The following is a 25694-nucleotide window of genomic DNA, read 5'->3' as shown; positions in this document are numbered from 1 at the left end:
GGTTCCCGGAATTCAGTCAGCCGAGAAACTTGATCATCGCGCATCGCCGGTCTCGCGGCATCCCTGCGACGACTGCCGCTTCCAGCGATCGGGAAAGGTGCGGCCGGTCTTCAAGGTGCTCTAGTTCGATAAACCCCTGGCGCGCGTAGAACGGTCCGTTCCAGGGGATGTCGCGATAGGTCTCGAGAGTTATCGCGTTCAGGCCGCAATTGCGGGCATCGATGGCCAGCGCGCGGAGCAATGTCCCGCCAATGCCGCGCCGATGGTGCATCCGGGCAACGCTGAGTTCGTGAAGGTGGAGTTCACGCCCGATCCTGACTGCAGCGGCAAAGCCCACCACTTCGCCTTCAACGGTGGCGGCAAGGCAGTTTCCCCGGGCGATCAACGCGCGATAATGTTCAGGGCTCTGCGACGCCGGTACTGGAATTCCCTCGAGTGAGGGCTCCTCGTGCAGGAGAGTGGCCGCATCCTCTTCGATCTGGCGAAACGCATCGGCATCTTCCGGCCCTGCAAGCCTGATCGAGAATTCGCTCATTCTTCCGTGCGGATGAGCACCGTCTCGCCAATCAGGGCGAACAGGAAGAAGGGCGCCCACGCTGCGAGCAGTGGCGGATAGCCCCCGAAATTGCCCATGGCGAGCGCAGCGTTGTCGACCACGAAATAGGCAAAGCCCAGCGCCATGCCGATCAGCGCGCGCACGAAGAGTTGGCCCGACCGCGCCAGCCCGAAGGCAGCGACAGCTCCCAGCAAGGGCATCAGGAAAGACGACAGCGGCCCCGACAGTTTGTGCCACCACTTGGCACGCATCTCGCCCGTACGGCGTCCAGCTTCCTCGAATGCGTCGATCTGCGCCCCCAGCTCCCAGAAGGGTACGGAATCGGGATCAATCCTCGCCAGATCAATCTGGTTCGGGGTCAGGCCTTCTCCCACCACGATGCTGCCAGCCTCGCTCGACGACGCGCTGGCGACTTCGAACCGCGTGATGTCATCGAGTCTCCAGCCCGGCTTTGCATAGGTGGCGCGCGCGGCGTCGATCTGTTCGACGATCGCGCCGTCCGGGCTGCGCCGGTACCACGTCACGTCGGTCATGCGGATGTCGTCACCGCGCCCGGCGAGTTGCGCGGCGGTAAGCACATTCGTCCCCTCTGCCAGGTAGACATTCGCGCGGACGTTGGATTCTTCCGGGATCGAACCCCATTCTGCCGCTTCCCAAGCCTTGAGCGTTGCGGTGGAACGGGTCACGACCTGTTCGTTGAAGGCAAAGCTGATGCCGCCCACGACAAGCGCCGTGAGCAAAAGGGGTGCGAGTACCTGATGTGCGGATAGCCCGGCCGCCTTCATCGCGATGACTTCGCTGTTCTGGTTCAGCGTCACCAAGGTGATCAATGTCGCCAGCAAGACCGAATATGGCAGGAAGCGCTGCACAAGCTGCGGCGCGCGCATTCCGGCATAGGTCAGCAGTTCGCCCTGGCCGTTGCCGGGCACCGCTAGTATCTTTCCGCTGTTCGACAGGAGATCGAGCATCAGCAGAACGAGCACCAGCATGACCAGCACCGCAAGGATGCGAAGCACGAACATTTTGGCCAGATATCTGGTGAGCGTGGCCGAAGGGAAGAAATCGAGCTGCATCAGGCCTCCGCACCCTCGTCCATGACACGGCTCCGCCGGAATAGCCGCCTGAAACCCTTCGCCACCTTGGCAAGCCAGTTTTCAAGCGCACCGATAGCCTGGCCACCGGGGACGAATGCCACCCGGTAATACATCCACAGGATGAGCGCAGCGAAGAGTATGAAGGGAACCCAAAGGGCGATCAGCGGGTCCACGATGCCGAGCGCGCCCACATCCTCCCCATATTGGTTCACCTTGTGATAGGCGACGACCATCACGATGGAAAGGAACACACCAAGTGCGCTGGTACTTCGTTTGGGCGGTATGCCGAGCGCCACGGCCAACAGTGGCATCAGCGCCATCATCACCACCTCCACGAGCCGGAAGTTGAAGCTCGCCTGCGAGGCATCGCGTTTCGTCTCGCTGGCATTGTCGGCCCAGCCGATACGCAGGAGCTCGGGCAGGATATACTCGCGTTCGTCCTCCCCCCGGGAGCGGAATTCCTCGATCGCCGGCAGGTCGATCGGCAGGTCGTGGCGGGTAAATGTCAGAACGCGCGGGGTCTGGCTTCCGGTATCCTGGACGATCGTTCCGTCGGTCAGTCGCAGGATGATCGTGTCCGGATCGTCGGTCGTGGCAAGGAAGGAACCTTCCCGTGCGCTGATGGAGAGCACCTGTCCGCTATCGTTTGCAACGCGGGCGAAAATGCCCATCAATTCGCGTCCGTCGTTTTCGCTTTCCTCGATACGCAGCGCCATGCGGTCGGCGATGGTGTTGAATTCACCCACCTTGATCGACGCACCCAGCGCGCCCGAACGCAATTCGTATTCGAGCCTTTCATAGGTGAAGCGGCTGACCGGCTGGACGAAGAAAACCAGCGCCACGTTGACGGTCATCAACACTGCGGTAATTGTGAAAGGCACGCGCAGGAGCCGCCCATAGCTCATGCCGACCGCGCGCAGCACGTCGAGTTCGCTGGATGTCGCCAGTTTGCGAAAGGCCAGCAATATTCCCAGCAACAGTCCGAGAGGGATCGCGAGGCTGGCATATTCGGGCAGGAGCGTGGCCAGCATCTTGAACACCACGCCCACCGGGCCGCCCTCGACAGCCACGAAATCGAGCAGTCGCAGCATCTTGTCGAGCACCAGCAGCGAGGCCGCCAGCGCAAACACGCCCAGCATGGGCACGATTACCAGCCGGAAGATGTAGCGGTCGATTGCGGGAAGGAAATTGAGCACTCGGGTTCCGGCCTGTGGGTCTCTGGTTTGCGGCCCTAGCGCGAAAAATCGCGCGCGTCATGTCTTACCAGAAACGGCTTCCGGGGATGCCCTTGAAGGGGCCCGCCTCCCGGCTGGTGATCCAGCCGCCGTAGAAGCCGCCCGGTTGGGGCATTACCTGTTCGCCATCGACCAGGCAGTGATCGAAGGGTTCTGGATAGAATGCAAAATAGCCCGCAATCGGGGCAAAGTCAGCTGTTGGTTCGATGTAGCTCCAGCACGCCGCTTCGATCCGGTCGTCGCCCATAACAACGTCCCAGTAACGTGCCTGGCCCTTCCATTCGCACAGGGAACGGTGGCGATTGGCCGACAGGTATTCCACGGCGACATCGTCCGGCGGCAGGTAGTAGGTGGGCGGGTGACTTGTTTCGAGCGTACGCCAGGCCTGCCGGGTATCGGCGAGGGTGATACCCTTGTGGCGGATCACGATGTGGCGATTGCTGCGTTCCGCTATTGCGGGGCGCGGATAGTCCCAGACGCTCTCCTGACCCTCACGGACCGGATCGGGTTCGGGGTGGTCGGTTGCGGCGATTGCTTCAGGCCTTTTCCAGCGTGCACTGAAGCGGGTGCTCGTTCTGTCGGGCGAAGTCCATCACCTGGTTCACCTTGGTTTCGGCGACCTCGTAGGGAAAGATCCCGCAGACGCCGACGCCCTTCTGGTGGACGTGAAGCATCACCCTTGTGGCCTCTTCCATATCCATGCGGAAGAAACGCTTCAGCACGATGACGACGAACTCCATCGGAGTGTAATCGTCGTTAAGCAGCAGCACCTTGTACTGGCTGGGCTTCTTCGGCTTGGCGCGCGTCTTGGTGGCGATGCCGACCTGGCCATCGCCTTCGCGCGCATCATCGTCGCCTTTTCCGGCGAGCATGGGGTGGAGACGGTTGGGGTGGGTCATCGCAGGCGCCAATATCGTAAGCCTGTCGGAAATCGCAAGCGGTGAGCGACAGGCAATGGCTTATCGGGGTCGAGAAAACGTCAAAAAGGCGCTTCGGGTCTATGAAAAGGCAAACGGGCCGGACGACACGATTGTGCCATCCGACCCGCCGTTTCCAACTACCGGACAAGGGAGAGAGGAGAGAGATGCCCGGCGCGTTGAAGCTCTGATCGACTAGGCGGCCTTGCGGACCTTGTCGGCAGCGAGGCTCATGCGGCTCGACAGCGGAGCAAAAGCCTCGTTGGCCAGCTTGAGCATGGCTTCGGTGTTCTTCGAAGTGGTCGAAACCATCGCGTCGAAGTTGCGGCGCGCGATTTCGCCCTGCAGCTGGAAGAGCTCGGTCGGCGACTTGATCGCGGCGAACTTCTTGACGTCGCCCTGGACGGTTTCGGCAGCCGACTTGGCTTCTTCGACATAAGTGCGGCCCATGTCCTGCATGCCCGAAGCAAAGATCTTGCCCGATTGGATCAGGGCTTCGATGTTGCCCTTCTGGAATTCGACTGCTTCCTGGGTCATTTCGCTGCTCTTGTCGTAAGCGGCCTTGGCGCGGGTCTGCATGTCAGCAGCCATTTCCTTGGCCTTGGTGGTGTAATCGGCGGTCTTTGCGTTCTTGGCGGTGGCCATGATGGTATCCTTCAATTTGGTGATCGGGGTATTCGAGGTTGTCGTGGCGGCCTTTTTGGCCGGAGCGGCCTTTTTGGCGACCGGCTTTTTCTTTGCCGGGCCTTTCTTGGCAGCGACCTTCTTCGCCTTCACCGGAGCCGCCTTCGCGGCGGGCTTTTCAGCAGGTGCGGCAACAGCCTTGGCGACGGCGTCCGCTTTCACGGGCGCAGTCGTTCCGGCGTCGACGGCCTTCTCGATAGCCTTGACGCTAACCTCGGACGTCTTCTTGTCGGCAGCTTCGGCATAAGCCTTCTCTGCAGCGGCATCGATCTTGGTCTGGCTTTCGGCCATGGGAAACCTCGCTATTGTTGCAGTGCACAAAATAGGCATTGCAGGTGCGAAGTCAAGGAGTTTTTGTGCACTGCACCATAATTGGAGGCAGTCTTCGTTTTCAACCGGTTAGCGGGCGTTACCGCGTGGCGACATAGCGTCCGGGCGCATCTTCGATCACCCGATCGCCCTTGCCGCCGGGCTTCCGTTTTCCATCGGCGGCGACGGTTTCGCCGTTCTGTTCGCGAAGCCAGTCGATCCAGTGGGGCCACCAGCTCCCTGGATGCTCCTTCGCGCCTTCGCGAAATTCGGCAAGGCTGCGGGGCTCGCCGTCATTGGTCCAGTACTGATACTTTCCGGATGAGGGCGGGTTCACGACGCCTGCGATGTGACCCGACCCGGCGAGCACGAATGTTATCGGCCCGGTGAAATGGTCCTTCAGGCGCCACACGCTTTCGGCGGGGGCGATATGATCTTCCTTGCCCGCCTGGACATAGGTGGGCGTCGTCACCAGCCCCAGGTCGATCGGGGTATTGTCGACGCTCAGCGCATCGGTTTCGACCAGCCTGTTGTCGCGATAAAGATCGCGCATGTACTGCTCGTGCCATTTGGCGGGCAGGTTGGTGACATCGCCGTTCCAGTGCAGGAGGTCGAAGGCTGGATAGTCTTCTCCCAGCAGGTAGTTGTTGACGACATAGTTCCAGATCAGGTCGGTGCCGCGCAGCAGGTTGAACGTGGCTGCCATGTAGCGCCCATCCAGGTAACCGTCGGGCGAAAGTGACTTGATTGCGCCAAGCTGCTGGTCGTCGACGAAGTTGAGCAGTTCGCCCGCCTTTTCGAAATCGACCTGCGCTGTGAAGAAGGTCGCGCTCCTGACCTTTTCCTCCTGTCCGCGGCGGTGAAGCAGCGCCAGCGTCGCGGCCAGCGTCGTGCCCGCTACGCAATATCCGATCGTATGGACGTTCGGCACGTCGAGCCGGCTTCGGATGTGGTCGATCGCATCGATCTGCGCGCGGACATAATCGTCCCACACCACGTCCTTCATGCTCGAATCGGCCGATTTCCAGCTGACCATGAACACGCTCACGCCCTGATCGACCGCCCACTTCACGAAGCTCTTCTTCTCGTTCAGGTCGAGAATGTAGAAGCGGTTGATCCATGGCGGGAAGATCACCAGCGGCGTTGCCAGCACCTTCTCGGTGGTCGGGGTGTACTGGATCAGCTGGTATAGCGGGGTTTCATGCACGACCTTGCCCGGCGTGGTGGCGATATTCTCCCCCAGCGTGAACGCCGAGGCGTCGGTGTGCGAAAGCTGCCCGCGCCGCATGTCGGAGAGCAGGTGTTCCATGCCCTTCACCAGGTTCGCGCCGCGCGTTTCCATTGTGCGTTCCATCACCACCGGATTGAGTAGCGGGAAATTCGCCGGGCTCGCCGCTTCGGTGATGGTCTTGGTGGTAAAGCGCAACTGCTCGCGCTGGTGCGGGCTCAGTCCTTCGATCCGGTCGACCATCGCGCCAACCCGCTCTGCCAGGAAGAGATAGGTCTGGTGGATCAGCGCATAGGCGGGATGCGCCCGCCATTTCTCGTCGGCGAAACGCCGGTCCTTACGCGGCAGATCGATATCGTCTCCGCCCTTGTCCGAAGCCTTGGGGCCGAGACCATATTGGCCCAGCACGTCCTGCCACAGCTTCATCCCTTCGTCCCACAGCGCCTGCTGCTGGTCGGTCTGGGCGATCGGCATCTGGTTGTACCAGTCGGTGGCCAGCGCCATCCAGCGCGCCGGATCGAAATAGGGCACCAGCGCCTGCGGATTGCTCAGCTGTTCCACCTGATATTCGGCCCACAGCGCCTGCAGCCTGGTATTCGTTTCCGCCCAGGCCTGCACATCTTCCGGCGTCATGGCGGTGCCCGTCATCGCGGAAGGATCGATCGCGCCGGTCATCGGCGCGAACATCGCACGCGCCAGCTTGGCCGGGTGCTCGTAGAGATTGGTAAATGGGTCGGGCGTTTCGGTCATCGTCATTCCTTCGCGCGTGGGCCAAGCGCTGTTTGTCACGGACCTAGAAGAATCCGCAAGCCTGCGCATCTATCCCGTTTGCGCCTGCCGCCTGAATAGGTAATCAGTGTGACTTAACCAATGCGCCACGGAGCCTAAATGTCCGACGAATTCTACCGCATCAAGCGCCTGCCTCCCTATGTCATCGCAGAGGTCAATGCGATGCGGCACGCGGCGCGGCAGGCGGGGCGCGATGTGATCGACCTCGGCATGGGCAATCCAGACCAGCCCCCGCCGCAGCATGTGATCGACAAATTGTGCGAAGTCGCGGGCAAACCCGGCGCGCACGGCTATTCACAGTCCAAGGGCATTCCGGGCCTGCGCAAGGCCCAGGCGAAATATTACCAGACCCGTTTCGGCGTCGATCTCGATCCGGAAAGCGAAGTGGTGGTGACCATGGGTTCGAAAGAGGGCCTGTCTTCGATGGCCACCGCGATCACCGCCCCGGGCGACGTGGTGCTGGCGCCGAGCCCGAGTTACCCGATCCACACCTTCGGCTTCATCATCGCCGGCGCCACGATCCGCAGCGTGCCGACGACGCCGGACGAGCGCTACTGGCGCGCACTGGACAGCGCGATGGCCTACACCGTGCCGCGCCCTACTGTGCTGGTGGTGAATTACCCTAGCAATCCTACCGCAGAGGTAGTCGATGCCGAATTCTACCAGCGGCTGGTCGACTGGGCGCGCGAGAACAAGGTCTGGATCATGTCCGATCTTGCCTATTCGGAACTTTATTATGACGGCAGGCCGACACCTTCGATCCTGCAGGCCGAAGGTGCGAAGGAGGTCGCTGTCGAGTTTACCTCCATGTCCAAGACATATTCGATGGCTGGCTGGCGCATGGGATTCGCGGTGGGCAACAGGACGCTGATTTCAGCGCTCACGCGGGTAAAGTCCTATCTCGATTACGGTGCGTTTACCCCGATCCAGGCCGCCGCCTGCGCCGCGCTCAACGGCCCGCAGGACGTGGTCGAGCAGAACCGGCAGCGGTATCAGCGCCGGCGTGACGTGATGGTCGAAAGCTTCGCCCGCGCAGGCTGGGACATTCCCGTGCCGGCGGCCAGCATGTTCGCTTGGGCACCCCTGCCGACCGGTTTCGAGCACATGGGCAGCCTCGAATTTTCCAAGCAATTGCTCGAACACGCCGGCGTCGCCGTGGCGGCGGGCGTCGGTTATGGCGAAGAGGGCGAAGGTTTCGTCCGCATCGCCATGGTGGAGAACGAGCAGCGTATCCGCCAGGCCGCGCGAAACGTGAAAAAATTCCTCGCCGAGCATGCACGGTAACTGGAGAAAGCGATGAGTACCGACCGCGTCACGATCGACCTTGCCGACAACGGCGTAGCACAGGTCCGCTTCAACCGCCCCGACAAGATGAATGCGCTCGATCCGGAGCAGTTCGAAGCAATCATTGCCGCGGGCGAAGAGCTGAGGGCGATGAAGGGCCTGCGTGCCGTGGTGTTGGCGGGTGAAGGCAGGGCATTCTGCGCTGGCCTCGACGTATCGAGCTTCAATGCCGCGCCCGATGACGAGCGCAAGCCGCTGACCGAACGCACGCATGGCAACGCCAACACCTTCCAGGAAGTCGCCATGACCTGGCGCAAGTGCCCGGTCCCGGTGATTGCGGCGGTCCACGGCGTGTGCTTCGGTGGGGGCCTGCAGATCGCCAGCGGTGCGGATATCCGCGTGGTCCATCCCGCCACCCGGATGGCGATTATGGAGCTCAAATGGGGCCTCGTACCCGACATGGGCGGATACCACCTCTGGCGCGGACTGGTGCGCGACGATTACCTGCGTGAACTGGTCTACACCAACCGCGAATTCACCGGCGAGGAAGCGCGGGAATACGGACTTGCGACGCATGTCACCGAAGATCCGCTGGGCAAGGCAAACGATATCGCGAACGAGATTGCCAGTCGCAACCCGGAAGCAATCCGCGGGGCCAAGCGTCTGTCCGAAGCCATGCTCGAACAGTCGGGCGACGACATCCTGATGGCGGAAAGCGTCGAACAGGCTGCTGTTATGCGCAAGCCCAACCAGATCGAGGCGGTGATGGCGGGCATGCAGAAACGGGCCGCCAAGTTCACCGATCTCTGAACGACCTGCTCACATGAAAAAGGGAGCGGATGCCGAAACACCCGCTCCCCCATCCTGGTCCACAGGATTAACCTGAAGTGCCCCAGCTTACCAGGATGACTGGAATCCTGCGCGGGCACCGACTTCGCCGGAGTCGAAGCCGACCCCGACACCGCCGGTGACCACGGTGCTTTCACTCACCCGGAAGCCCATCGAGGCGGATCCGGCAACGCGTTCGTTGTAATAGCCGAAGCCGCCCGCAACGCCGACTGTCTTGCCCGGCATGATGATCGGCGATTCCATGGCCAGCGCCATGGCGACGCCTTCATTGGCACGGCGAGCCTGAACGCTGTTTTCTTCGGCCAGGTCGAACAGCATGGACTGGCGGTCCTGCAGATCCACGATCGCCATGGAATTGTCAGCGATCAGCATGGAGTTGTTGGCAATCGCCGCGCTGTTGGCCTGCACGTCGCTGAAGCTGGCAAGATTACTCATGCCTGCCGTCGAGCTGACGCCCAGCGTCCCGTTCGCATCCGCCGTAACGAACGCCAGCGGGCCCATTTGCGAGGTGGAGCTTTCGTCCAGCGAGGCGATGACAACCTGTCCGTCATTCTCTGCAACGGCACCATTGCCGATCGCTACCGAGTTCGCTCCCGAAGCAACGGACTCGTTGCCGAGGGCTACGGCACCGTCACCGGTGGCCGATGCAGCTTCACCCACGGCAACCGAACGTACGCCCGATGCAGTGGACAGATGGCCAAGGGCGGTGGCCCGTTCGGCAGTGGCGTTGGCGCGCCAGCCATAGGCGGTCGCACCTGCCCCGATTGCCGAAGACTGTCCGCCGACCACGGTGGTCGAAGGCCCGTTGGCGATCGTCGAGAAGCCATCCACGCCATCCCGATTGCCGCCGATGGCAATGGAATCGCCGCCGGTTGCTTGGGCGGTGTTGCCGATGGCCACGGCATTGCTGCCCGATGCTACGGAGTCCTCTCCGCCGGCGAAGCTCTGCGCGCCCGATGCAGTCGACTGGTGGCCCACAGCTGTTGCCATGTCCCCAGTTGCCTGCGCCTGCCAGCCGAGGGCCGTTGCACCCGGAGTGTTGGCAAGGCTTTCGCCGCCAAGGGCGGTCGTGGAATTGCCCATGGCCATGGCCGTATCGCCGAGGGCAAGCGCGTCGATGCCATTGGCAATCGACTCGTTCCCGATGGCGGTAGCGTTATCGGTTTGCGCATCGGCATTCTCGCCGACTGCCAGCGAACGAACGCCCTGTGCCGTGGCGAGATGGCCCAGCGCAGTGGCGCGTTCAGCTGCGGCTGCCGATTGCCAGCCGAAAGCCGAGGCGCCCGGTCCGGTTGCAACGCTTTCGCCGCCGACTGCCGAGGTCGAGGGGCCAGTCGCGCTGGCGGTAAAGCCGACCGCAAGCGCGTCTTCACCGTCTGCGGAGGCGAGGCCGCCTACCGCAGTCGCACCCAGGCCGGTGGCCGATGCATCGGCGCCGAGCGATGCTGAATAGACGCCATCGGAAACGGCTCCGTCGCCGTCGCCGTCGCCGTCGCTACCGATCGCGATCGCGCCGACTTGGCGTGCTTCGGCGTCGCTGCCGAGAGCGATGCCCGCATCGTCTGTGGCCAGTGCACCAAAGGCGCCGCCATCGGTGTTGCCCCCAATAGCAATTCCGCCGCGGCCCTGCGCTGCCGCTGCTTCACCAACTGCGACCGAAGCAAAACCGTCACTCGATGCGAGGTGGCCCAAGGCAGTCGAACGTTCCGCGTTAGCCGTTGCCTGCCAGCCGAATGCGCTGGCACCCGGGCCGGTTGCGACACTTTCGCCGCCCACGGCCGATGTGGAGTTTCCCGTGGACGTCGCCGTATCGCCTATGGCGAGTGCATCAATGCCGTTGGCGATCGATTCATTGCCGATAGCCGTTGCATTGTCGGTCTGCGCGTCGGCGTTTTCGCCCACTGCCAGCGAACGGACGCCCTGTGCGGTGGCAAGATGGCCGAGCGCGGTCGCGCGCTCTTGGGTTGCCATCGACTGCCAGCCGATAGCCGTAGCACCGGGTCCGGTCGCGAGGCTTTCCCCGCCGACCGCAGTGGTCGAAGGGCCGGTTGCAGTGGCAGGGGCCGCGCCGGCATCGTCGCTGCCTACGGCGACGGCATCGGTTCCATCGGCCGTTGCGCCGTTACCGACCGCGGTCGCACCTTCGCCGGTCGCGGTGGAATCGGTGCCGCATTCGGTGGCGTTGGGATCGGAGTCGTTACATTCCGGGGTCGGATCGGCATGGGCCGTGCCCGCAAGGGCAAACATTGCCGTGCCGGCGAGCAGTGTTGCTGCGAATGTCTTCGGTGTGTTGATACGCATAGTGCTTTCCTTTTCCATATGGACCAGAAAGCCGAGTGGCGCGGGTATCCCTTCCCACAGCGGATGTTTTGACATCTCTCTTGGCTGCACAAAGACCTACGGGTCTCGGCTGCCGACGGGATTTGATACCCGAAGGCGAGCGCAGCTACACCTGGGTCACCTGATTGGATGCACCCGCCGCGAAATAAATCGAGCCAATCTTTTAACATTCTGTATTTTGGGACTAATTTTCCCGATCAGACCTGGTCGAGTGGTCCCGCAAGCAGGATCGGCATGGTCGGGCTCTCGTGCCGCTGGCCGGTGTCATCCTCGAAGGTCACCGCCAGCGTCGATCCCGCCACGAGGAGGTCCGCTTCCGCCCGCGACAGCTCTCGGTCGAACGAACCCGACTGCGGAATCGCGCCCAGCGATACCGGTGCGCCGCCTGCGGGGATCACCCACAATTCGGGGGTCTTGCCCGTATCCGCCTCAAGTCCGGTAATGCTGAGAGCAAGCCGATTGCTTTCCACGTCGATCACGCCGGCGAGCTTGCGCGCGCTGTCCTCGTCGTCCAGCTGGGCGATGAGCTGCGGCCCCGGCGTGGTGGCCGCAGGCGGCTGCTGCGGCAGCGTGACCGTGCGCGGAGTGGCGATGAAGAAGACGAGACCGGCCACGGCCATGCCTGCACCGGCGACCAGCGCGGCGATGTTCCAGGGGGATTGCCGTCTTGGCTCGAACGATACCGGGACGGAGTCGCGCGAGGCGTCTTCCGCGTCGATCCGGGCCAGTACTCCCGGCCAAACCGAGGGAGAGGGCATGAATCGGCCCGCCGCCTCGCTCATGCTGCCGAGACGGTATTCCCACCATTCCACCGCTTCGGCAAAACCCTGATCGGCAAGCAGCAGGCGCCGCGCCTCGCCGAGTTCGTCACCCTCGAGCGCGCCGAGCGCATATTCGCCGGCACGGATGAAGGGATCGTCTTCGCGGATGTCGGTCGTATCAGCCACCGAGACATCCCTTCAGCCCGGCAAGGCCGCGCCTGATCCAGCTCTTGAGCGTTCCCAGCGGGACATTGACCCTTTCGGCCAGTTCCGAATGGGAAAGCCCTTCGAAGAAGGCCAGCTTGATCGTGCGGCGGTGGTCGGCTCGCAGTTCTTCGAGGCAGTCCGCCAGCGCGGCACTGTCCTGCTCGGCGCAAAGCCAGTCGTCGGCGGCGAGGATCTTGGTGTCTGCGACGTCGGGAAACTCCTCCTCCGCAAGTTCCTGCTGGCGGCCGTTCCTGCGCACGTCGTTGAGGGCCGAATTGCGTGCGATCGTGCACAACCAGGTTATCGGGCTGCCCTTGCTCGGGTCGAACCGCCCTGCGCGCCGCCAGACCTTCACATAGACATCCTGGAGGACATCTTCGGCCACTTCGCGGCGGCGGACAATGCGCAGAATGGTGCCGAAGACCTTCGCCGACGTCATCTCGTAGACAGTCTGGAGCGAGCCGCGGTTGCCCGCCGCAGTCCCCGTCAAAGCGTCGATCAATTGTGTTTGACGATCAGTCATTTAACCCCCTGGAGCTGCCACGGTGACATGATGGCCGGGGATGTCAATTTTTTCAGTGATGGCGGACTGGGAACATCGCACCCTGTTTCCCTAGCGCGAAGCTCCGCGATAGTACCCCCGCGCGTTACTTGAATTGGAGAACGTCCGCGCTTTGAGAGCACTAGACTCCGCCGGACTTCCGCATTTCTGCGCGCCTCTTTGAAACCGCATGGCGCATGCACTTCAACTTGCGCATCTTGCGATACCTTGCGGTCAGCCGAAGATAGCCACGCATTGCATGCCGTCGAGTACCTGTTTGCCGTCGGCATTCCACAGTCGCAGACGTTCGGAAGAATATCCTCCGGCTGCGTGCTGGCTGGCATTTTCGGATAGCCACCACCCCTCACGGGTCCTCGGCGCGGTGTCGAGCAGGTTGAAGGACCAATTGATCGAGCTGATCGGCCCCTGCCGCTGCATCGCTCGCATTGCGCCGGGCGGCATGACGTCGCCGAGCAGAATGAGCTCGCTCACCGGATCGAGGCCCTCGCGGTCGCTCAGGCGTGCCCAGCGGCGCACCACCGGCTCACCGGAACCGCGCAATTCCTGCGCCCGCCGAAGCTCGAAATTGTTCTTTATGAAGGCGGGGCCTTTCCCGTCCATTACCGGAGCCGCATCCTCTGGCAGGCCCGGCCAGTCGGCGATACCCGCTGGAGGATGAATTGCGTTGGGCTCGCGCTCGGTTCCGAACAGCCAGAAGGCGCTGAGCGTGCACTTGCCCTCGCACCAGATTTCGCTGCGGACTTGGGCCACATTTCGTCCTTGGCGGACGATCTCTCGCTTCAACTCGACTTCCGGCCCGGTCGGCGCGACAAACGCAATCTGTCCGGCGCGCAGGGGCGGCAAATCGGTATATGCACGGGCTGCCGTGGTATAGGCAATCAGCGCCGAAGCGCCGCCATAAAGTGTGCGACCCTGCATCCAGTGATCGAGGTCGTGGAAGGTTGCGCGGCCGCCTTCGGCGGTAATCGGATCGGTCAGGCTGGCAATGCTCATGCTGCTCCATCGCCCCTGTCCGGCGCGTCGTCCAGCCTGACGTTACGTAAGGCGATTGCATTGCTTCGGCAGAATCGCTAGTGGGCCGCTTCCCGTTCGATAGGGCGGGCGAGGCCCGATGGCGGAGTGGTTACGCAGAGGACTGCAAATCCTTGCACGCCGGTTCGATTCCGGCTCGGGCCTCCACTTCTCTTGGCAAGAGAGAATGTGCCGCTTTAGCTCAGTTGGTAGAGCACATCATTCGTAATGATGGGGTCAGGTGTTCGAGTCACCTAAGCGGCACCACTATCTTTTCTACTAACCTCGCACAACTGTTCGAAATCTATCTTCTATTTGCATTATTCCTTATCCAAATTGTTCACGTCTTCGGAATGTTAGTGCCACCCGGGAAACTTGCTGTTAAGGCGGAGGAATAAGGGGATAAAGGACGGACATGAGGGAGCTTGCCCAAGCCTGCGTCGTTGCGTTCGTTTCGCTGACTGCAGTTGGCGATGCTCAGTTGCGTGCGCAGGATGTGGCGATTCAAGCTGGTCGCGATCCGGCGCTGCCCGAACCGGAAGCCAAGCCGCTAGCCATCGATTTCGCGAACGATCCTGTCTTAGGCCTCGAGGATACGACAGCGGACCCGGAGACCTTTCGCACGATCGTCGCGGCTGCATTGAAACAAAGCCCAGTCGGTCGCGAGGCGCGCGCCTTGCAAGATGCTGCGCGGGCGAGGGTCGGAGAGGCAAGGGCAGGGTATCTGCCAGCAATCGACGTCGGCGTCTCGGCGTTCAAAACGCTTGAACGTAATTTCTCAGACGATCCGTTCAATCTGATCGAACGGTCACGACCGCGTGAGCGCGTGGATTTTACTTTTTCCATCGCGCAACCTTTGATCGATTTCGGCCGGACTGATGGCCGTGTCCGCTCGGCTGCTGCTCGGCTGCGCGCGGCAGGCTTTGAGCGGGAGGCAAGGACGGGAGAGGTGGCGGGAGACATGGTCGCTGCCTGGACACAGGTCTTCGGCTATCAAGCCCTAGTACGCTTAATCGAAGGATTTGTTGCAGCGCAGGACGGGCTCGGTGAAGCGGTGGAGACCCGCATCGAGCGCGGCGTATCCGCCGAAGGTGATCGGGCGCGTGTTGCCAGCCTGCGTTCACAGGGCCTTGTCCAGCTCGCACAGGCACGCCGCCAGCTCGCCAGCGCGGAAGCCCGGTTCGAAGAACTCAGCGGCTTTGCGCCACCCGACCGCTTGTTGCGTCCTCCATTGCTCGACGACACGCGCTATACGCGGGAGTATGCGATCTTCATCGCTGAGACCGCTCCGCAGGTGTTAGGCGCAGAGGCATCCGCCGAGGCGCGCGAGCAGGAAGCGCGGGCGGCGGATGCGGACAAGTTCCCGGACCTCACCGCGCGAGTGGACAATGGTCGGTATGGAATTTTCGATGATGGGCGCAACGATTACGACACGCGCGCCACTGTCAACTTCAACTGGCGTATTCTTGGCGGCGGTGTCTGGTCGAGAGCTCGCGCTGCAGAAGCCGAGGCGGTTGCAGCGGATGCAGTCGCCGATCGAGTACGTGAAGAGGCTCGCCGCGATGCTGCGATTGCCTGGTCCGACGTACAGGCGATAGAAGAGCAAATCCGCGCGCTGGAATCCGCCTACAAGGCGGCACGGCAATCGCGCGATATCGTCGTCGCCCGTTTCGAGGCACTTCGCGGATCGGTGTTCGACGTGGCGGATGCGCAAAATGCCTATCTCAATGCCGCTAGTGCCTATATCCGCGCGCTGACCGAACTGGATCAGGCGCGCTACATTTTGTTGCTGCGCACCGGTCGCCTGCTCGAGGTGCTGGAAATCCAGGAAGAAGAGGTCCCGCTGTGAGCGACATGACGCTCGTCGAAGTCCCGAAGAAGCGGATCGCCGATTGGCTGGCCGAGCCGATCAAGCGAAACTGGCGCACCTATTCGAAGGTCGCGCTTGCTGCAGCACTGATCAATATCTTCGGCCTCGGCAGCGCGCTGTTCACGATGACGGTCTATGACCGGGTGGTGCCCAACTCCGCCTACGGTTCCTTGCTGGCGCTGTCGATCGGGCTCGGCATCATCCTGATCTTCGATTTCATTCTTAAGTTGCTTCGTGCCTATTTCGTGGACTTTGCCGGTGCGCGGATCGATGAAGAAATCGGGGAGGATGTCTTCGCCCGCCTGACCTCGATGAGGCTGGAATTGCGCAAGGGTTCCACCGGCCAATTGACCGGTATGATGCGCGAATTGGAAACCATTCGAGATTTCTTTGCCTCTGCGACTTTGGTGGCGGTCGTCGACCTTCCATTCATCTTCATCACATTGGCCGTGGTCGCGGCAATTGGCGGATGGGTTGTAGCGGTACCAGGTGCGATGGTCCCGCTGGTGATATTGGTCGGTTTGGCCGCCCAACCGGCATTGCAGCGCATTTCTGCTACTACGCTAGGGCAGGGACTGCTCAAGCAATCGGTATTGGTCGAGACGGTCGGAAGCATTGAGCATGTAAAGGTTTCCGGCGCGGAGCGGATGCTCAAGCGCCGTTGGAAAGAAGCAGTGAGAGAGCACGCGCAGAGCAATCTGCGGCAACGCCTGATATCTTCTGTGGGCACCACCTTCGCAACGACCGCCGGAATGATCAGCTATGCAGGCGTGGTGATCATCGGGGTCTTCCAGGTGGCGGACAACAAGCTGACCTTGGGCGGCCTGATCGCCTGCTCCATTCTCGCGGGTCGAGCAGTAGCTCCGCTCGCGCAAATCTCGCAGCTGGTGGGAAGGATGACGGCAACCCGTACTGCCTATCGCCATGTTCGCCAGATGATGGATCAACCGGTGGAAGGCCCGGAAACCGAACCCCTGGAAATGGGCACGACTGCGGGCGCCATCGAATTGCGGGGAGTGTCGTTCACTTACCCCGGGGGAAGCGCTCCGGCGCTCGACAACGTCAATCTGAAGATCGAACCGGGTCAGCACGTCGCTATACTCGGCCGTGTCGGGTCGGGGAAATCGACCATCGCGCGGATGATGCTCGGACTCTACCCCCCGCAGGAGGGCATGGTCTTGGTCGACGGTGTCGACCTTGCCCAGTTCGATCCCTATTCGCTGCGCGCGCAGATTGGATCGGTCCTGCAGGAACCTGCGCTGTTCTCAGGCTCCATCCGCGAGAATATCGTGCTTGAACGGCCGTTCATCGACGACGAGGAGATGCTCCGCGCATCTCGCGTATCCGGGACCGATCTGTTCGTTTCACGTATCTCGAACGGCTATGATCTCAAGCTTGTCGACCGCGGGGAAGGTCTTTCAGGCGGTCAGCGCCAGTCGATTGCAGTCGCGCGTGCTCTCGCTGGCAAGCCGCCCATAATCGTCATGGACGAACCATCCAGCGCGATGGACGCGCAAACCGAGGGCGATCTTATCAACCGGCTCGGCGACGAGCTCAAGAATCGCACGCTCGTGGTGGTGACGCACCGCCAGCCTTTGCTGCAACTGGTCGATCGCATCATCATAATGGATCGCGGCAAGGTGGTTGCCGACGGTCCGCGCGATGCCGTGCTTGAAAAGCTCGCACAGGGGAACAAGCAACCATGAACACGCTCCCCCAGGAAAGCCGCGAAGAGCCTATCGTGATCGAGGAGGACGAGCAGCACCGTCACCTTGAGGACTTTGTAGGCGATATCGAGCCGGGTAAGGCTTCGAAGCTGCTCTTCTGGGGCATTCTGCTCTTCTTTGTCGTTTTCATCGTCTGGGCAGCACTTGCTGAAATCGACCGCACCGTCCGCGGCATGGGCAGGGTGATCGCCAGCAGCGAATTGCAGGTCGTCTCCAGCCTCGAAGGTGGCATCCTGGAAGATATCCTCGTGCGGCCAGGTGACAGCGTGTCTGCTGGCCAGCCCTTGCTGCGCCTCGATCCGACGGAAACCGGGGCCAATCTGGGCAGCACCGAGGCCACAGCGCAGGCGCTCGACATGAAGGTCGCCCGCCTCACTGCCGAAGTGACCGGTCGCGCGCCCCGCTATCCTGCCCCTGCCGATGAGGAAGCTGCACGCCAGCTGGAAATCGAAAGGGCTCTTTATTCTTCGCGTCAGGCGAGCCTGCGCAGCGCTCTTTCCGCGGGACAGGCGCAGCTGCAACGTTCGCGCCAGAGCGTCGCGGAGGCCGAAGCCGCGATAGACTCGCGCCAGAGCACGTTGACGCGCGCAGAGGCCGAACTTGCCGCCATCCGCCCCCTCGTTGAGAACGGTATCGAACCGCGCATGAGCCTGGCCCGCGCCGAGAGCGAAGCTTCAACCGCCCGCAGCGATCTTGCCGGCGCGCGCGCCTCGCTCGGGCGGGCACAGGCTCAAGTTGCGGAATCGGTGGCCAATCTTGCCAGTGTACGTCAGGATTGGCGTGAGCAGGCCGCTAGTGAGCTTGCCGTGACCCAGGCCGAATTCGAAGCTCGATCAAGTTCTCTCCCTGCGCTGCAGGAGCGCGTCCAGCGCACGACATTGCGAGCTCCGATTGCAGGTAAGGTGAGTCGGGTTCTGGTTACAACCAGGGGGAGCGCGGTAAATCCTGGCGAACCGTTGGTCGAACTGGTCGCCCAAGAGGACAGTCTTCTAATCGAGGCACGCGTGTCGCCGCAGGACATCGGCAACATACGGACCGGTCAAAAGGCAAAGGTCGGCATCACCGCGTATGATCAGGCAGTCTACGGCACTCTGGAAGGGACCGTTTCGACAATTTCAGCGGACTCGATCCAGGATCCGCAATCGGGTGAAATATACTATCTGGTGAGGGTCACTACCCGGGAGAATGCCCTGGAAGGTCCCGGAGGCCAGGAACTGGCAATCGGTCCCGGTATGGTCGCGGACATCAGCCTGTTGGGTGACAAGCGGACGGTACTCCAGTATATCCTGACACCAATCACACGACTAAGCGAAACTGCTTTTCGAGAATAATCAAGTGGATTTAATCTCTTACTAATCGTGGATGTGGAATGAACCTCTTCAAGGAGAGGGCATGTCGCATGTCCCGTTTGAATGACAGAATTTAAAGGGTCGATACGTGTTGTCGCAAAATCAAAACTGCGCGTGCTGTGCATGCAAATCGGATAATTCTATTCTCTCCTTCGACGGGTCGGCGGAGCTCTATTTGCTTTCCAGCGAACGGGCCTACAACAGTGACGATCTGGTTTTCGCGAATGGTGTCGATATCCCGAGCGATACATCGACCACAGCGAATATCGCCGTCGGTGGAAGCGTCACGGAAATGTTGGAAACCGTTGGCGACAGCGACTGGTTCAGGATCGAGTTGCGCGAAGATCAAACCATTTCAGTTTCGCTCGAAGGTAGCGGCGCGACGCCGGTTGGCGACACTTACCTCCGCCTTTACGATTCAAACGGGACACTCGTGGCCGAAAACGATGACGGTGGAACAGACCTAAATTCCCTTCTTCGTTTCACAGCGAACAGCGCCGGCACCTACTACATCGAAGCAGACTCTTGGAATGGGGGTAGCTCGGGCGAATATACGCTGGCCGTTACCGAAGCTCAGCCACTCCAAGTCTATTCCTTGGACGAGATAGCAGGCCAACTTACCGCGGGTTACTGGGGCGGCGACGAACGGTCGTTCTCCGCCTCGACAATCTTTTACGAGTTCGTCAGCCTCAGCAATGCTGAAGAGCAACTCGCATTAACAGCGCTCAGCTATTGGGAATCGCTGATCGATATAAGCTTTTCACCGACCTTTGGCTCATTTACTACCAATATCACGTTTCAAAACAGCGAGCCTGGCGCTTACGCGCAATCCATGGTCCAATACTGGGACGGCACGATCACGAGTTCTATCGTCAATATCAGCAGCGATTGGGTCAATCAGTACGGAAGCGAACTCAATGACTACAGCTTCCAGACCTACGTGCATGAAATTGGTCATGCACTGGGCCTCGGTCACGCCGGAAATTATAACGGCAATGCAAGCTATGCAACGGACGCGCTCTATCTGAACGATAGTTGGGCAACGACGATCATGAGCTATTTCGATCAAGTGGAGAATAGCTACTTCTCGCAACTCGGATACAGTCGCACGCCGCTTGGCACTCCGATGCTCGCTGACATCGTGGCGATCCAGAATTTGTATGGCGCTGGAGATGCGCGGACCGGCAATACCATCTATGGGTTCAATATTTCCGGTGCCCCGGAAATCTTCGATGCCACGCTCTACTCGCGTATCGCATATACGGTGTATGACACTGGCGGCCGCGATACGCTCGATTACAGCGGGTTTGGCGCGGACCAGCTTATCGACTTGAGGGCCGAGCACTACTCGAACATAGGCGGCAGCGTTGGCAATGTCGCAATTGCCCGTGGCGTGATCATCGAGGATGCACGCGGGGGTTCAGGTTCGGACCAAATTTTTGGCAACGACGCCGTGAACTACCTGTGGGGTAATAGCGGTAACGATATTCTCGACAGCGGCCGCTACCCGGACGTGGTTCGCGGCGGTGATGGCGATGATCACCTGATGGGCGGGTTCGGAAGCGATGTTCTGCGCGGGGATAGCGATATGGACCTTGTCGAAGGCGGTGCCGGTTGGGATAACCTGTTCGGCGGAAGCGGTGACGACATCCTTCTCGGAAATAATGGCAATGACCGCCTTTATGGCGACGGTGGAAACGATAGGCTCGAAGGTGGTTCGGGGGGCGACCTTCTCCGTGGTGCTGGGGGCAACGACTTCCTGGACGGCGGTGACGGCAACGATACCATCCGAGGCGAATGGGGAAGCAATACGATCTTCGGCCGGACTGGGGCGGATACGATCTTTGCCGGCCAGGGGTTCGATACCGTGCGCGGTGGCTCAGGCTCGGACCTTATCTATGGCGAGCGCGGAAACGACAAAATATTCGGCGAGGCAGATGACGACGAGATATTTGGTGGCGACGGCGCTGATCGCATTGATGGCGGTGCCGGAAATGACTTGCTAAGCGGAGGGGTTGGGAATGACCTCTTCGTATTCACTGCATTCGGCTTGCAGCATGCCGATAAGATCACCGATTTCGAGAATGGCGACAAGATCGGGCTGGATCGGGGCGCTCTTTTCAGTTCGATCGAACAGGAAGGCGCGCTCGACCCTTCGGCCTTCGTCTATGGCACCGAGGCCATGGATTCCGACGATCGGATTATCTATCAGTATGCGACAGGAAAACTCTTCTACGATGCCGATGGTGTGGGCGGAGCAGATGCGGTGCTGTTTGCCGAAGTGGAACCTGAATCTTCGCTCAACCCGTATTCCTTCCTTGCATTCGGAGAGGCAGCGCCGCCGCCAGCCGCTTCTGCGATAGACCCGATCGCGGGCGTCGATCCCGTCTTCGCCTGAGCCGTGGCATGGAATTCCGTCGCCGCATTCTCTTTCTGCCTGCATTGGCATTTTTGGCGTGCGCCGCTCAGGGCTATTCCAAACCCGTGAGCGCTGAACGGGTCTCCTGTCATCTGTCAGGTGAGAAGTGGGCGGGCGCGGCGGAAGAAGAATTGTGCGAAATATTCAGGATCGCCTTGAAGGAAATCGATCTCGGCTTGGTTTCCAAGATTGAAGCCGAGGCCCGTCCAACCGGCACGGCACGGGCGCTCGCATTTGCCGAAAGCGGGGTGTTGTTGGCCCGGCTCGAGCTATCCGTGATGGACAGGCAGCTTGGGCCGAGCTCATGGACAAGTCTCGCGCACGGTTTGGCGCAGGCGATCGCAAAGAGCAAATCCTGAACCACGCCTCGAAGCCCCGCCAAATCTCAAGTTCAGGGGAAGTCGCAATCCGGCGAACTAGAAGAATTGGTATAAGGCTCGGTTGTGCCTCGGATCGATCTGTACGGCCTTCGCCCGATCTCTCTGCATGTCGAAAGGATCGGAAGTCTTTGTGCGGCTTGCGTCTCAATAGCTTTCGTCGGCCAGCCCAGTCATCGCGGAATTTGGATCGCGGGCTATCTACTTCTTGCGGCCCGCGAGTAGGCTAAAATGCTGAACGGCGATCTGGCCTCTATCACCCATTTCGACAGCCTAGTGGGTAAGGGTTTGACGCATCCGATAGCGCCCGTTTTCAAACTGTTCGAAATACCGATGGACTTCGGGGTGGGAAACCGGACCGGCCAGGGAATCGCCGATTAGGTTCTGCTGGCTTACATAAGCGACGTAGTCATTATCGTCACTTTCGGCGAGCAGATGGTAATAGGGCTGTTCGCGGTCGGGACGTATCTCTTCGGGAATGGATTGATACCACTCCTCGCTATTCGCGAAGACAGGATCGATATCGAAGATCACACCTCGAAAATCGAATGCTTTGTGGCGAACGACATCGCCGATGGTGAAGCGTGTGCGGGAGCGGCGCGGTGCCTCGAGAGTGCGACCGGCTTGTGCGGAGAAAAACGTTGCCCTGTCCATATCTGATGAAGATATGGGATGCATTGCCCGTCACACAAGCACTTCACCGAGCGAATCCCCGGATTTCGCATGCGAAAGGGGTTGGCAAGGGTCGTGCCTGCAGCTAATGGGCGCGCTCGCTTCGACCCGGGTCCAGGCCCATTCAAGCGCACCCTGCATGCGGAGAGGTGGCAGAGTGGTCGAATGCGCCGCACTCGAAATGCGGTATACGGGCAACCGTATCGAGGGTTCGAATCCCTCCCTCTCCGCCAGATGCCAGATTTCTATGCATCGTTATGAACCGATACGGACACGGACGAATGGCCGAATGCCGTGGATTTTCGGCGATTTGTCGTTCACGCAAGTCCATACCATAACGCGCCAGACCAGCGCCACAACTATGGCTGAACTTATGGCTTGCCAGCACACTGGTGTCAGCTAAAGTCGCGAAATCATGTCCTCGCGCGCGCGTAACAAGCTCAACGTAAAACAGGTCGAACACCTCAAGAAGATAGGCGTTCACTCCGACGGTGGCGGGCTCTATCTCCGGATTCGCAAATCTGGGCGCTCATGGATCTTCATCGGAACCGTAAATGGTGAACGCTTCGAGTTGGGCCTTGGGTCTGCACTAGACGTTTCGCTCGCCAAAGCTCGGGAGAAAGCGACAGAGGTGCGTCAGCTAGCTCTTGAGGGTCGTGATCCGAGAATCTTGCGAAAGAGGGCGAGCGAGGAAAATGCGGCTCAGGTGAGTTTTGGGAAGTTCGCCAAGCAGTATGTCGCCGACATCGAGAGCGGCTTTCGAAATCCAAAACATCGCCAGCAGTGGCGCAATACGCTGGAGACCTACGGCAAGCCGATTGCGAAAGTTCCGATTGCTGAGGTCGATACCGATGATGTTCTTCGCTGCGTCCGGCCTATATGGGGGAAAAAGCAGGAGACCGCTTCTAGAGTGCGCGGCCGCATCGAAAAGGTCCTTGATGCCGCCAAGGCCAAGGGACTGCGAACCGGCGAGAACCCGGCTCGTATGCGCGGTCACCTCGAACACTTGTTGCCAAAACGCAGCAAGGCGTCCGTGAAACATCATGCCGCGCTTCCCTATGCTGAGATGCCCACGTTTATGGCGGCCCTTCGCAAGCGCGAAGGCATGGCGGCCAAAGCCCTGGAGTTTACCATTTTGACGGCTGCACGATCGGGCGAAGTGCGCGGTATGACCTGGGGTGAAGTCGATCTAGACGCGAAACTGTGGTCAGTCCCGGCGGTGAGGATGAAAGCGAGCGAGACCCACGTCGTACCTCTCAGTGAGGCAGCAATATCTGTCTTACAGGCTGTGCGCGAAGAAGGTCTGGAGGGAAAAGACGTTGTGTTCGCTGCCCCAAGTGGTCGGTCACTCTCCGATATGTCGCTCAGTGCCGTCCTGAAGCGGATGGGACGCGACGTTACAGTCCACGGTATGCGGAGTGCGTTTCGTGACTGGGCGGGCGATACGACCGAGTTCCCTCGAGATGTGGTCGAAATGGCGCTGGCCCATGCGGTCGGCTCGGCAACTGAGCGTGCATATCGCCGGGGTCGTGCACTCGACAAGCGGCGAGAGTTGATGACAGCTTGGGCCAGCTACTGCGACAATCAGGGAGCCTAATCCGCGTCGATCTGTTTGACCATGTCCGTGGGGAGGACGAAGCAAACAAGCCGCTCCTTCTTGTGACCTTTTCTCACCTGCCGTTGCTTGGTGCGGTGATCGCGGTCACGAAGATTTAGACTCTTGAATTCGGTCGAGCCCGAGAGGGAGCGCCAGTCGGGGAAATAGCGATCAACTACGTCATCCGTGACGAGCAATTCGGTGCGCCCATTTTTTCCGCGCTTCAGGAAGGCACCGTGAGCCTTGAACTCCTCATCAGGCAACCGAGGCGGCTCAGTGTCGCGCAAATCTAGCGTTTGCGGACGATCGGCGATCATCATCAGGCGGGCTGCTAGGGGTGTGCATTCGGGCAATTGAGCCTGATAATTTCGATAGGCGGCGACACAGGCGGCCAAACAATCCCATGTTTCGGGCAAAACCCCGCGGCGCTGTGCGAAGGCCCCAGCAGCATAGAAGAGGCCGAAAGATGAAGATGGTCTTGTGCGGCCTTGCGGGCTGCTCGCCACACCTACCGCAGTTTCGAACGCGTGGATATCCGCACCCAGACTTGCCGCGAATGAGACGGTGTCCTTCGCCTTGGTATTGACGATCGAATGCAACAAGCGGCGAATTGCAACGCCGAACAATGCGTTCATTCCCTGCTCCAGATATCGAGCGAATTCGCCGGAGGTGGCGAAGCCTTCGGGCAGGAAGTCAAAGACGCCTAATTCGTTGTCCGGATCGACCGAGAGCGGAAGGAGACGATCAAGCGCTGCAGCCCGCGTCTCGTGGTCTAGATGCGACAGGCTCTCGTGATAGGACCGATTGGCGGTCGTCATCAGAATGAAGCGACTCTCATGGATTTCGGTTTGGAATGCTGTGACCCGGCTCGTGCCCGATGCCATGCCAAAGACGAGGGATTGAAAGAAATGCCCGTCGTTACGGTCTACGTGGCTTCCTTCGTCGACCGGAAAGATACGATCCTCGTAGCGCTCGGAGATTTTGCTCAGACCAATTCGGGTGGCGTCGAAGGTAGGCAGTTTGTTCGGGTTGTCCGCGACCGAAATCGCTAGGCGTAAAAGAAGCGTTTTCCCTTTTCCCCTCGGACCGCAAAGCTCGAGACCTGGATTATGGGTGAGGCCCGAATACCGAAGCAGGGGAGCAGCCATCGCCGCAAGCACCGCCACCATGGGCAGGGACTGGCCCGTTAAGGGCTCAGCGATCTCCTTCCTCCAACGGGCGAAGGTTCCTGATTTCGCATCACCTTCGTTCGCGGTGCTGGAAACGAGCTGTGCCTTGGGCTGCCGTGCAGGTGAGAATACCTTGCCATCACGCAGGGCGAAATATTCGTCGGTCCAACCCAATCGGTCAACGATGGGCCTCGGAGGAAATTCATCGATGTCCTCAATACCCTTTATGACTTCCGTCCAATCCTTCTTCGACATCACCACTACTTTTTGACGGGCGAGAAGGATCTTGGCTGCTGGTTGTTGATCCAGGAACATCAAACGCGGGACGTGTCCCGCTGCTCCACCATATTCGATTTCAAAGAACTCGGTTCCTCCCAGCGAACGGAAGCCGGCGACTGAACCAGAACGTCCTTTGGCGAGGGTGAGACGTATGCGGTCTATTGTATCAGATTTGCTCATCTTGGAATCTCCAGATTGGCGGTGAAATCGGTGAAAACTTCGGAATAGGGTGGCGAGGGATCAGTATGGTTTTCACCGATTTCACCGGCGGAGAGCGTGAAGTTATGATGATTTGGTGGAAGGTGAATCAGCGTCGGGAAGAGACGTGCAGTGTTGTCACCAATCTTCCCCAGAACCCACCAATCCAAGGGCCCCACAGCACCCGCAGACGCATCTACGAGCACCATGG

General features: G+C 60.5%; 22 protein-coding genes and 3 tRNA genes. 11 read left to right on the top strand and 14 right to left on the bottom strand.

All coding sequences use genetic code 11. The annotated features are described in order from the left end of the window. Positions 1 to 16: 16 nt before the first annotated feature. From GRI69_RS10405 to GRI69_RS10375, 7 genes are all read right to left on the bottom strand, one after another. Positions 17 to 535 (bottom strand): GNAT family N-acetyltransferase, encoded by a 519-nt coding sequence (locus GRI69_RS10405; protein ID WP_160728226.1) that lies wholly within the window; start codon positions 533 to 535, stop codon positions 17 to 19. Beyond that, positions 532 to 1629 (bottom strand): LPS export ABC transporter permease LptG, encoded by a 1098-nt coding sequence (gene lptG, locus GRI69_RS10400; protein WP_160728225.1) that lies wholly within the window; start codon positions 1627 to 1629, stop codon positions 532 to 534. Before lptG ends, GRI69_RS10405 begins: the two co-directional genes overlap by 4 nt. Further along, positions 1629 to 2846: an LptF/LptG family permease gene (locus GRI69_RS10395; protein WP_160728224.1), complete on the bottom strand. Its 1218-nt coding sequence runs from the start codon at positions 2844 to 2846 to the stop codon at positions 1629 to 1631. Before GRI69_RS10395 ends, lptG begins: the two co-directional genes overlap by 1 nt. A 64-nt stretch (positions 2847 to 2910) precedes the next feature. Continuing rightward, entirely contained in the window at positions 2911 to 3417 is a 507-nt protein-coding gene (locus GRI69_RS10390) for a DUF427 domain-containing protein (protein WP_160728410.1), read from the bottom strand. A 4-nt stretch (positions 3418 to 3421) separates the two neighbouring features. Further along, complete coding sequence (gene clpS, locus GRI69_RS10385) at positions 3422 to 3757, bottom strand: ATP-dependent Clp protease adapter ClpS (RefSeq protein ID WP_160728409.1); 336 nt, start codon at positions 3755 to 3757, stop codon at positions 3422 to 3424. Between the two features lie 240 nt (positions 3758 to 3997). Then, entirely contained in the window at positions 3998 to 4777 is a 780-nt protein-coding gene (locus tag GRI69_RS10380) for a phasin family protein (RefSeq protein ID WP_160728223.1), read from the bottom strand. A gap of 118 nt (positions 4778 to 4895) precedes the next feature. After that, complete coding sequence (locus tag GRI69_RS10375) at positions 4896 to 6773, bottom strand: PHA/PHB synthase family protein (protein WP_160728222.1); 1878 nt, start codon at positions 6771 to 6773, stop codon at positions 4896 to 4898. Positions 6774 to 6911: 138 nt separating this feature from the next. Here GRI69_RS10375 and GRI69_RS10370 point away from each other — a divergent pair, with 138 nt between their 5' ends. Continuing rightward, on the top strand, positions 6912 to 8096 hold the full coding sequence (locus GRI69_RS10370) for an LL-diaminopimelate aminotransferase (RefSeq protein WP_160728221.1): 1185 nt from the start codon (positions 6912 to 6914) through the stop codon (positions 8094 to 8096). A 12-nt stretch (positions 8097 to 8108) separates the two neighbouring features. Next, on the top strand, positions 8109 to 8906 hold the full coding sequence (locus GRI69_RS10365) for a crotonase/enoyl-CoA hydratase family protein (protein WP_160728220.1): 798 nt from the start codon (positions 8109 to 8111) through the stop codon (positions 8904 to 8906). An 87-nt stretch (positions 8907 to 8993) separates the two neighbouring features. Here GRI69_RS10365 and GRI69_RS10360 read toward each other — a convergent pair whose 3' ends face one another. The 4 genes from GRI69_RS10360 to GRI69_RS10345 all read right to left on the bottom strand — a co-directional run bounded on the left by GRI69_RS10360 (position 8994) and on the right by GRI69_RS10345 (position 13808). Next, positions 8994 to 11321 (bottom strand): hypothetical protein, encoded by a 2328-nt coding sequence (locus GRI69_RS10360; protein ID WP_160728219.1) that lies wholly within the window; start codon positions 11319 to 11321, stop codon positions 8994 to 8996. 161 nt (positions 11322 to 11482) lie between these two features. Continuing rightward, the gene (locus tag GRI69_RS10355) at positions 11483 to 12232 is read right to left on the bottom strand and encodes an anti-sigma factor domain-containing protein (protein ID WP_160728218.1); all 750 of its coding nucleotides are present in this window, start codon (positions 12230 to 12232) and stop codon (positions 11483 to 11485) included. After that, positions 12225 to 12776 carry a sigma-70 family RNA polymerase sigma factor gene (locus tag GRI69_RS10350; RefSeq protein ID WP_160728217.1) on the bottom strand — a complete coding sequence of 184 codons (552 nt, stop codon included), beginning with the start codon at positions 12774 to 12776 and terminating at the stop codon, positions 12225 to 12227. Before GRI69_RS10350 ends, GRI69_RS10355 begins: the two co-directional genes overlap by 8 nt. A gap of 252 nt (positions 12777 to 13028) precedes the next feature. Continuing rightward, on the bottom strand, positions 13029 to 13808 hold the full coding sequence (locus GRI69_RS10345; protein ID WP_160728216.1) for an acyl-CoA thioesterase: 780 nt from the start codon (positions 13806 to 13808) through the stop codon (positions 13029 to 13031). Between the two features lie 112 nt (positions 13809 to 13920). Here GRI69_RS10345 and GRI69_RS10340 point away from each other — a divergent pair. The 7 genes from GRI69_RS10340 (at position 13921) to GRI69_RS10310 (ending at position 21550) form a co-directional block, all read left to right on the top strand. After that, positions 13921 to 13994: transfer RNA gene (locus GRI69_RS10340), tRNA-Cys, on the top strand. A gap of 23 nt (positions 13995 to 14017) precedes the next feature. Beyond that, positions 14018 to 14093, top strand: a tRNA-Thr gene (locus GRI69_RS10335). Between the two features lie 148 nt (positions 14094 to 14241). Further along, positions 14242 to 15675 carry a TolC family protein gene (locus GRI69_RS10330; RefSeq protein ID WP_160728215.1) on the top strand — a complete coding sequence of 478 codons (1434 nt, stop codon included), beginning with the start codon at positions 14242 to 14244 and terminating at the stop codon, positions 15673 to 15675. 5 nt (positions 15676 to 15680) lie between these two features. Further along, positions 15681 to 17402 (top strand): type I secretion system permease/ATPase, encoded by a 1722-nt coding sequence (locus tag GRI69_RS10325; RefSeq protein WP_160728408.1) that lies wholly within the window; start codon positions 15681 to 15683, stop codon positions 17400 to 17402. Beyond that, positions 17399 to 18754 (top strand): HlyD family type I secretion periplasmic adaptor subunit, encoded by a 1356-nt coding sequence (locus GRI69_RS10320; protein WP_160728214.1) that lies wholly within the window; start codon positions 17399 to 17401, stop codon positions 18752 to 18754. Before GRI69_RS10325 ends, GRI69_RS10320 begins: the two co-directional genes overlap by 4 nt. 193 nt (positions 18755 to 18947) lie before the next feature. After that, positions 18948 to 21170 (top strand): M10 family metallopeptidase C-terminal domain-containing protein, encoded by a 2223-nt coding sequence (locus GRI69_RS10315; RefSeq protein ID WP_160728213.1) that lies wholly within the window; start codon positions 18948 to 18950, stop codon positions 21168 to 21170. An 8-nt stretch (positions 21171 to 21178) separates the two neighbouring features. Then, on the top strand, positions 21179 to 21550 hold the full coding sequence (locus tag GRI69_RS10310; RefSeq protein ID WP_160728212.1) for a hypothetical protein: 372 nt from the start codon (positions 21179 to 21181) through the stop codon (positions 21548 to 21550). Positions 21551 to 21841: 291 nt separating this feature from the next. Here the strand turns inward: GRI69_RS10310 and hspQ are convergent, their stop codons facing one another. Further along, positions 21842 to 22222, bottom strand: a complete 381-nt coding sequence (hspQ, locus tag GRI69_RS10305; RefSeq protein ID WP_160728211.1) for a heat shock protein HspQ — start codon at positions 22220 to 22222, stop codon at positions 21842 to 21844. 161 nt (positions 22223 to 22383) lie between these two features. Between hspQ and GRI69_RS10300 the strand changes: the two genes are divergently transcribed. Together GRI69_RS10300 and GRI69_RS10295 are read left to right on the top strand one after the other, a co-directional pair. Further along, positions 22384 to 22473: transfer RNA gene (locus tag GRI69_RS10300), tRNA-Ser, on the top strand. Positions 22474 to 22655: 182 nt separating this feature from the next. Continuing rightward, positions 22656 to 23837 (top strand): tyrosine-type recombinase/integrase, encoded by a 1182-nt coding sequence (locus GRI69_RS10295; protein ID WP_160728210.1) that lies wholly within the window; start codon positions 22656 to 22658, stop codon positions 23835 to 23837. On the opposite strand, the gene GRI69_RS10290 is transcribed toward GRI69_RS10295, so the two are convergent. Beyond that, entirely contained in the window at positions 23834 to 25465 is a 1632-nt protein-coding gene (locus GRI69_RS10290; RefSeq protein WP_160728209.1) for a DUF927 domain-containing protein, read from the bottom strand. The genes GRI69_RS10295 and GRI69_RS10290 overlap by 4 nt on opposite strands. Beyond that, complete coding sequence (locus GRI69_RS10285) at positions 25462 to 25692, bottom strand: hypothetical protein (RefSeq protein WP_160728208.1); 231 nt, start codon at positions 25690 to 25692, stop codon at positions 25462 to 25464. Before GRI69_RS10285 ends, GRI69_RS10290 begins: the two co-directional genes overlap by 4 nt. Between the last annotated feature and the right edge of the window lie 2 nt (positions 25693 to 25694).

It is taken from the genome of Qipengyuania vulgaris, assembly GCF_009827325.1.
Lineage (GTDB): Bacteria > Pseudomonadota > Alphaproteobacteria > Sphingomonadales > Sphingomonadaceae > Qipengyuania > Qipengyuania vulgaris.
Note: the sequence above shows the minus strand (reverse complement) of the source record. Positions and strands in the feature narration are given on the sequence as shown.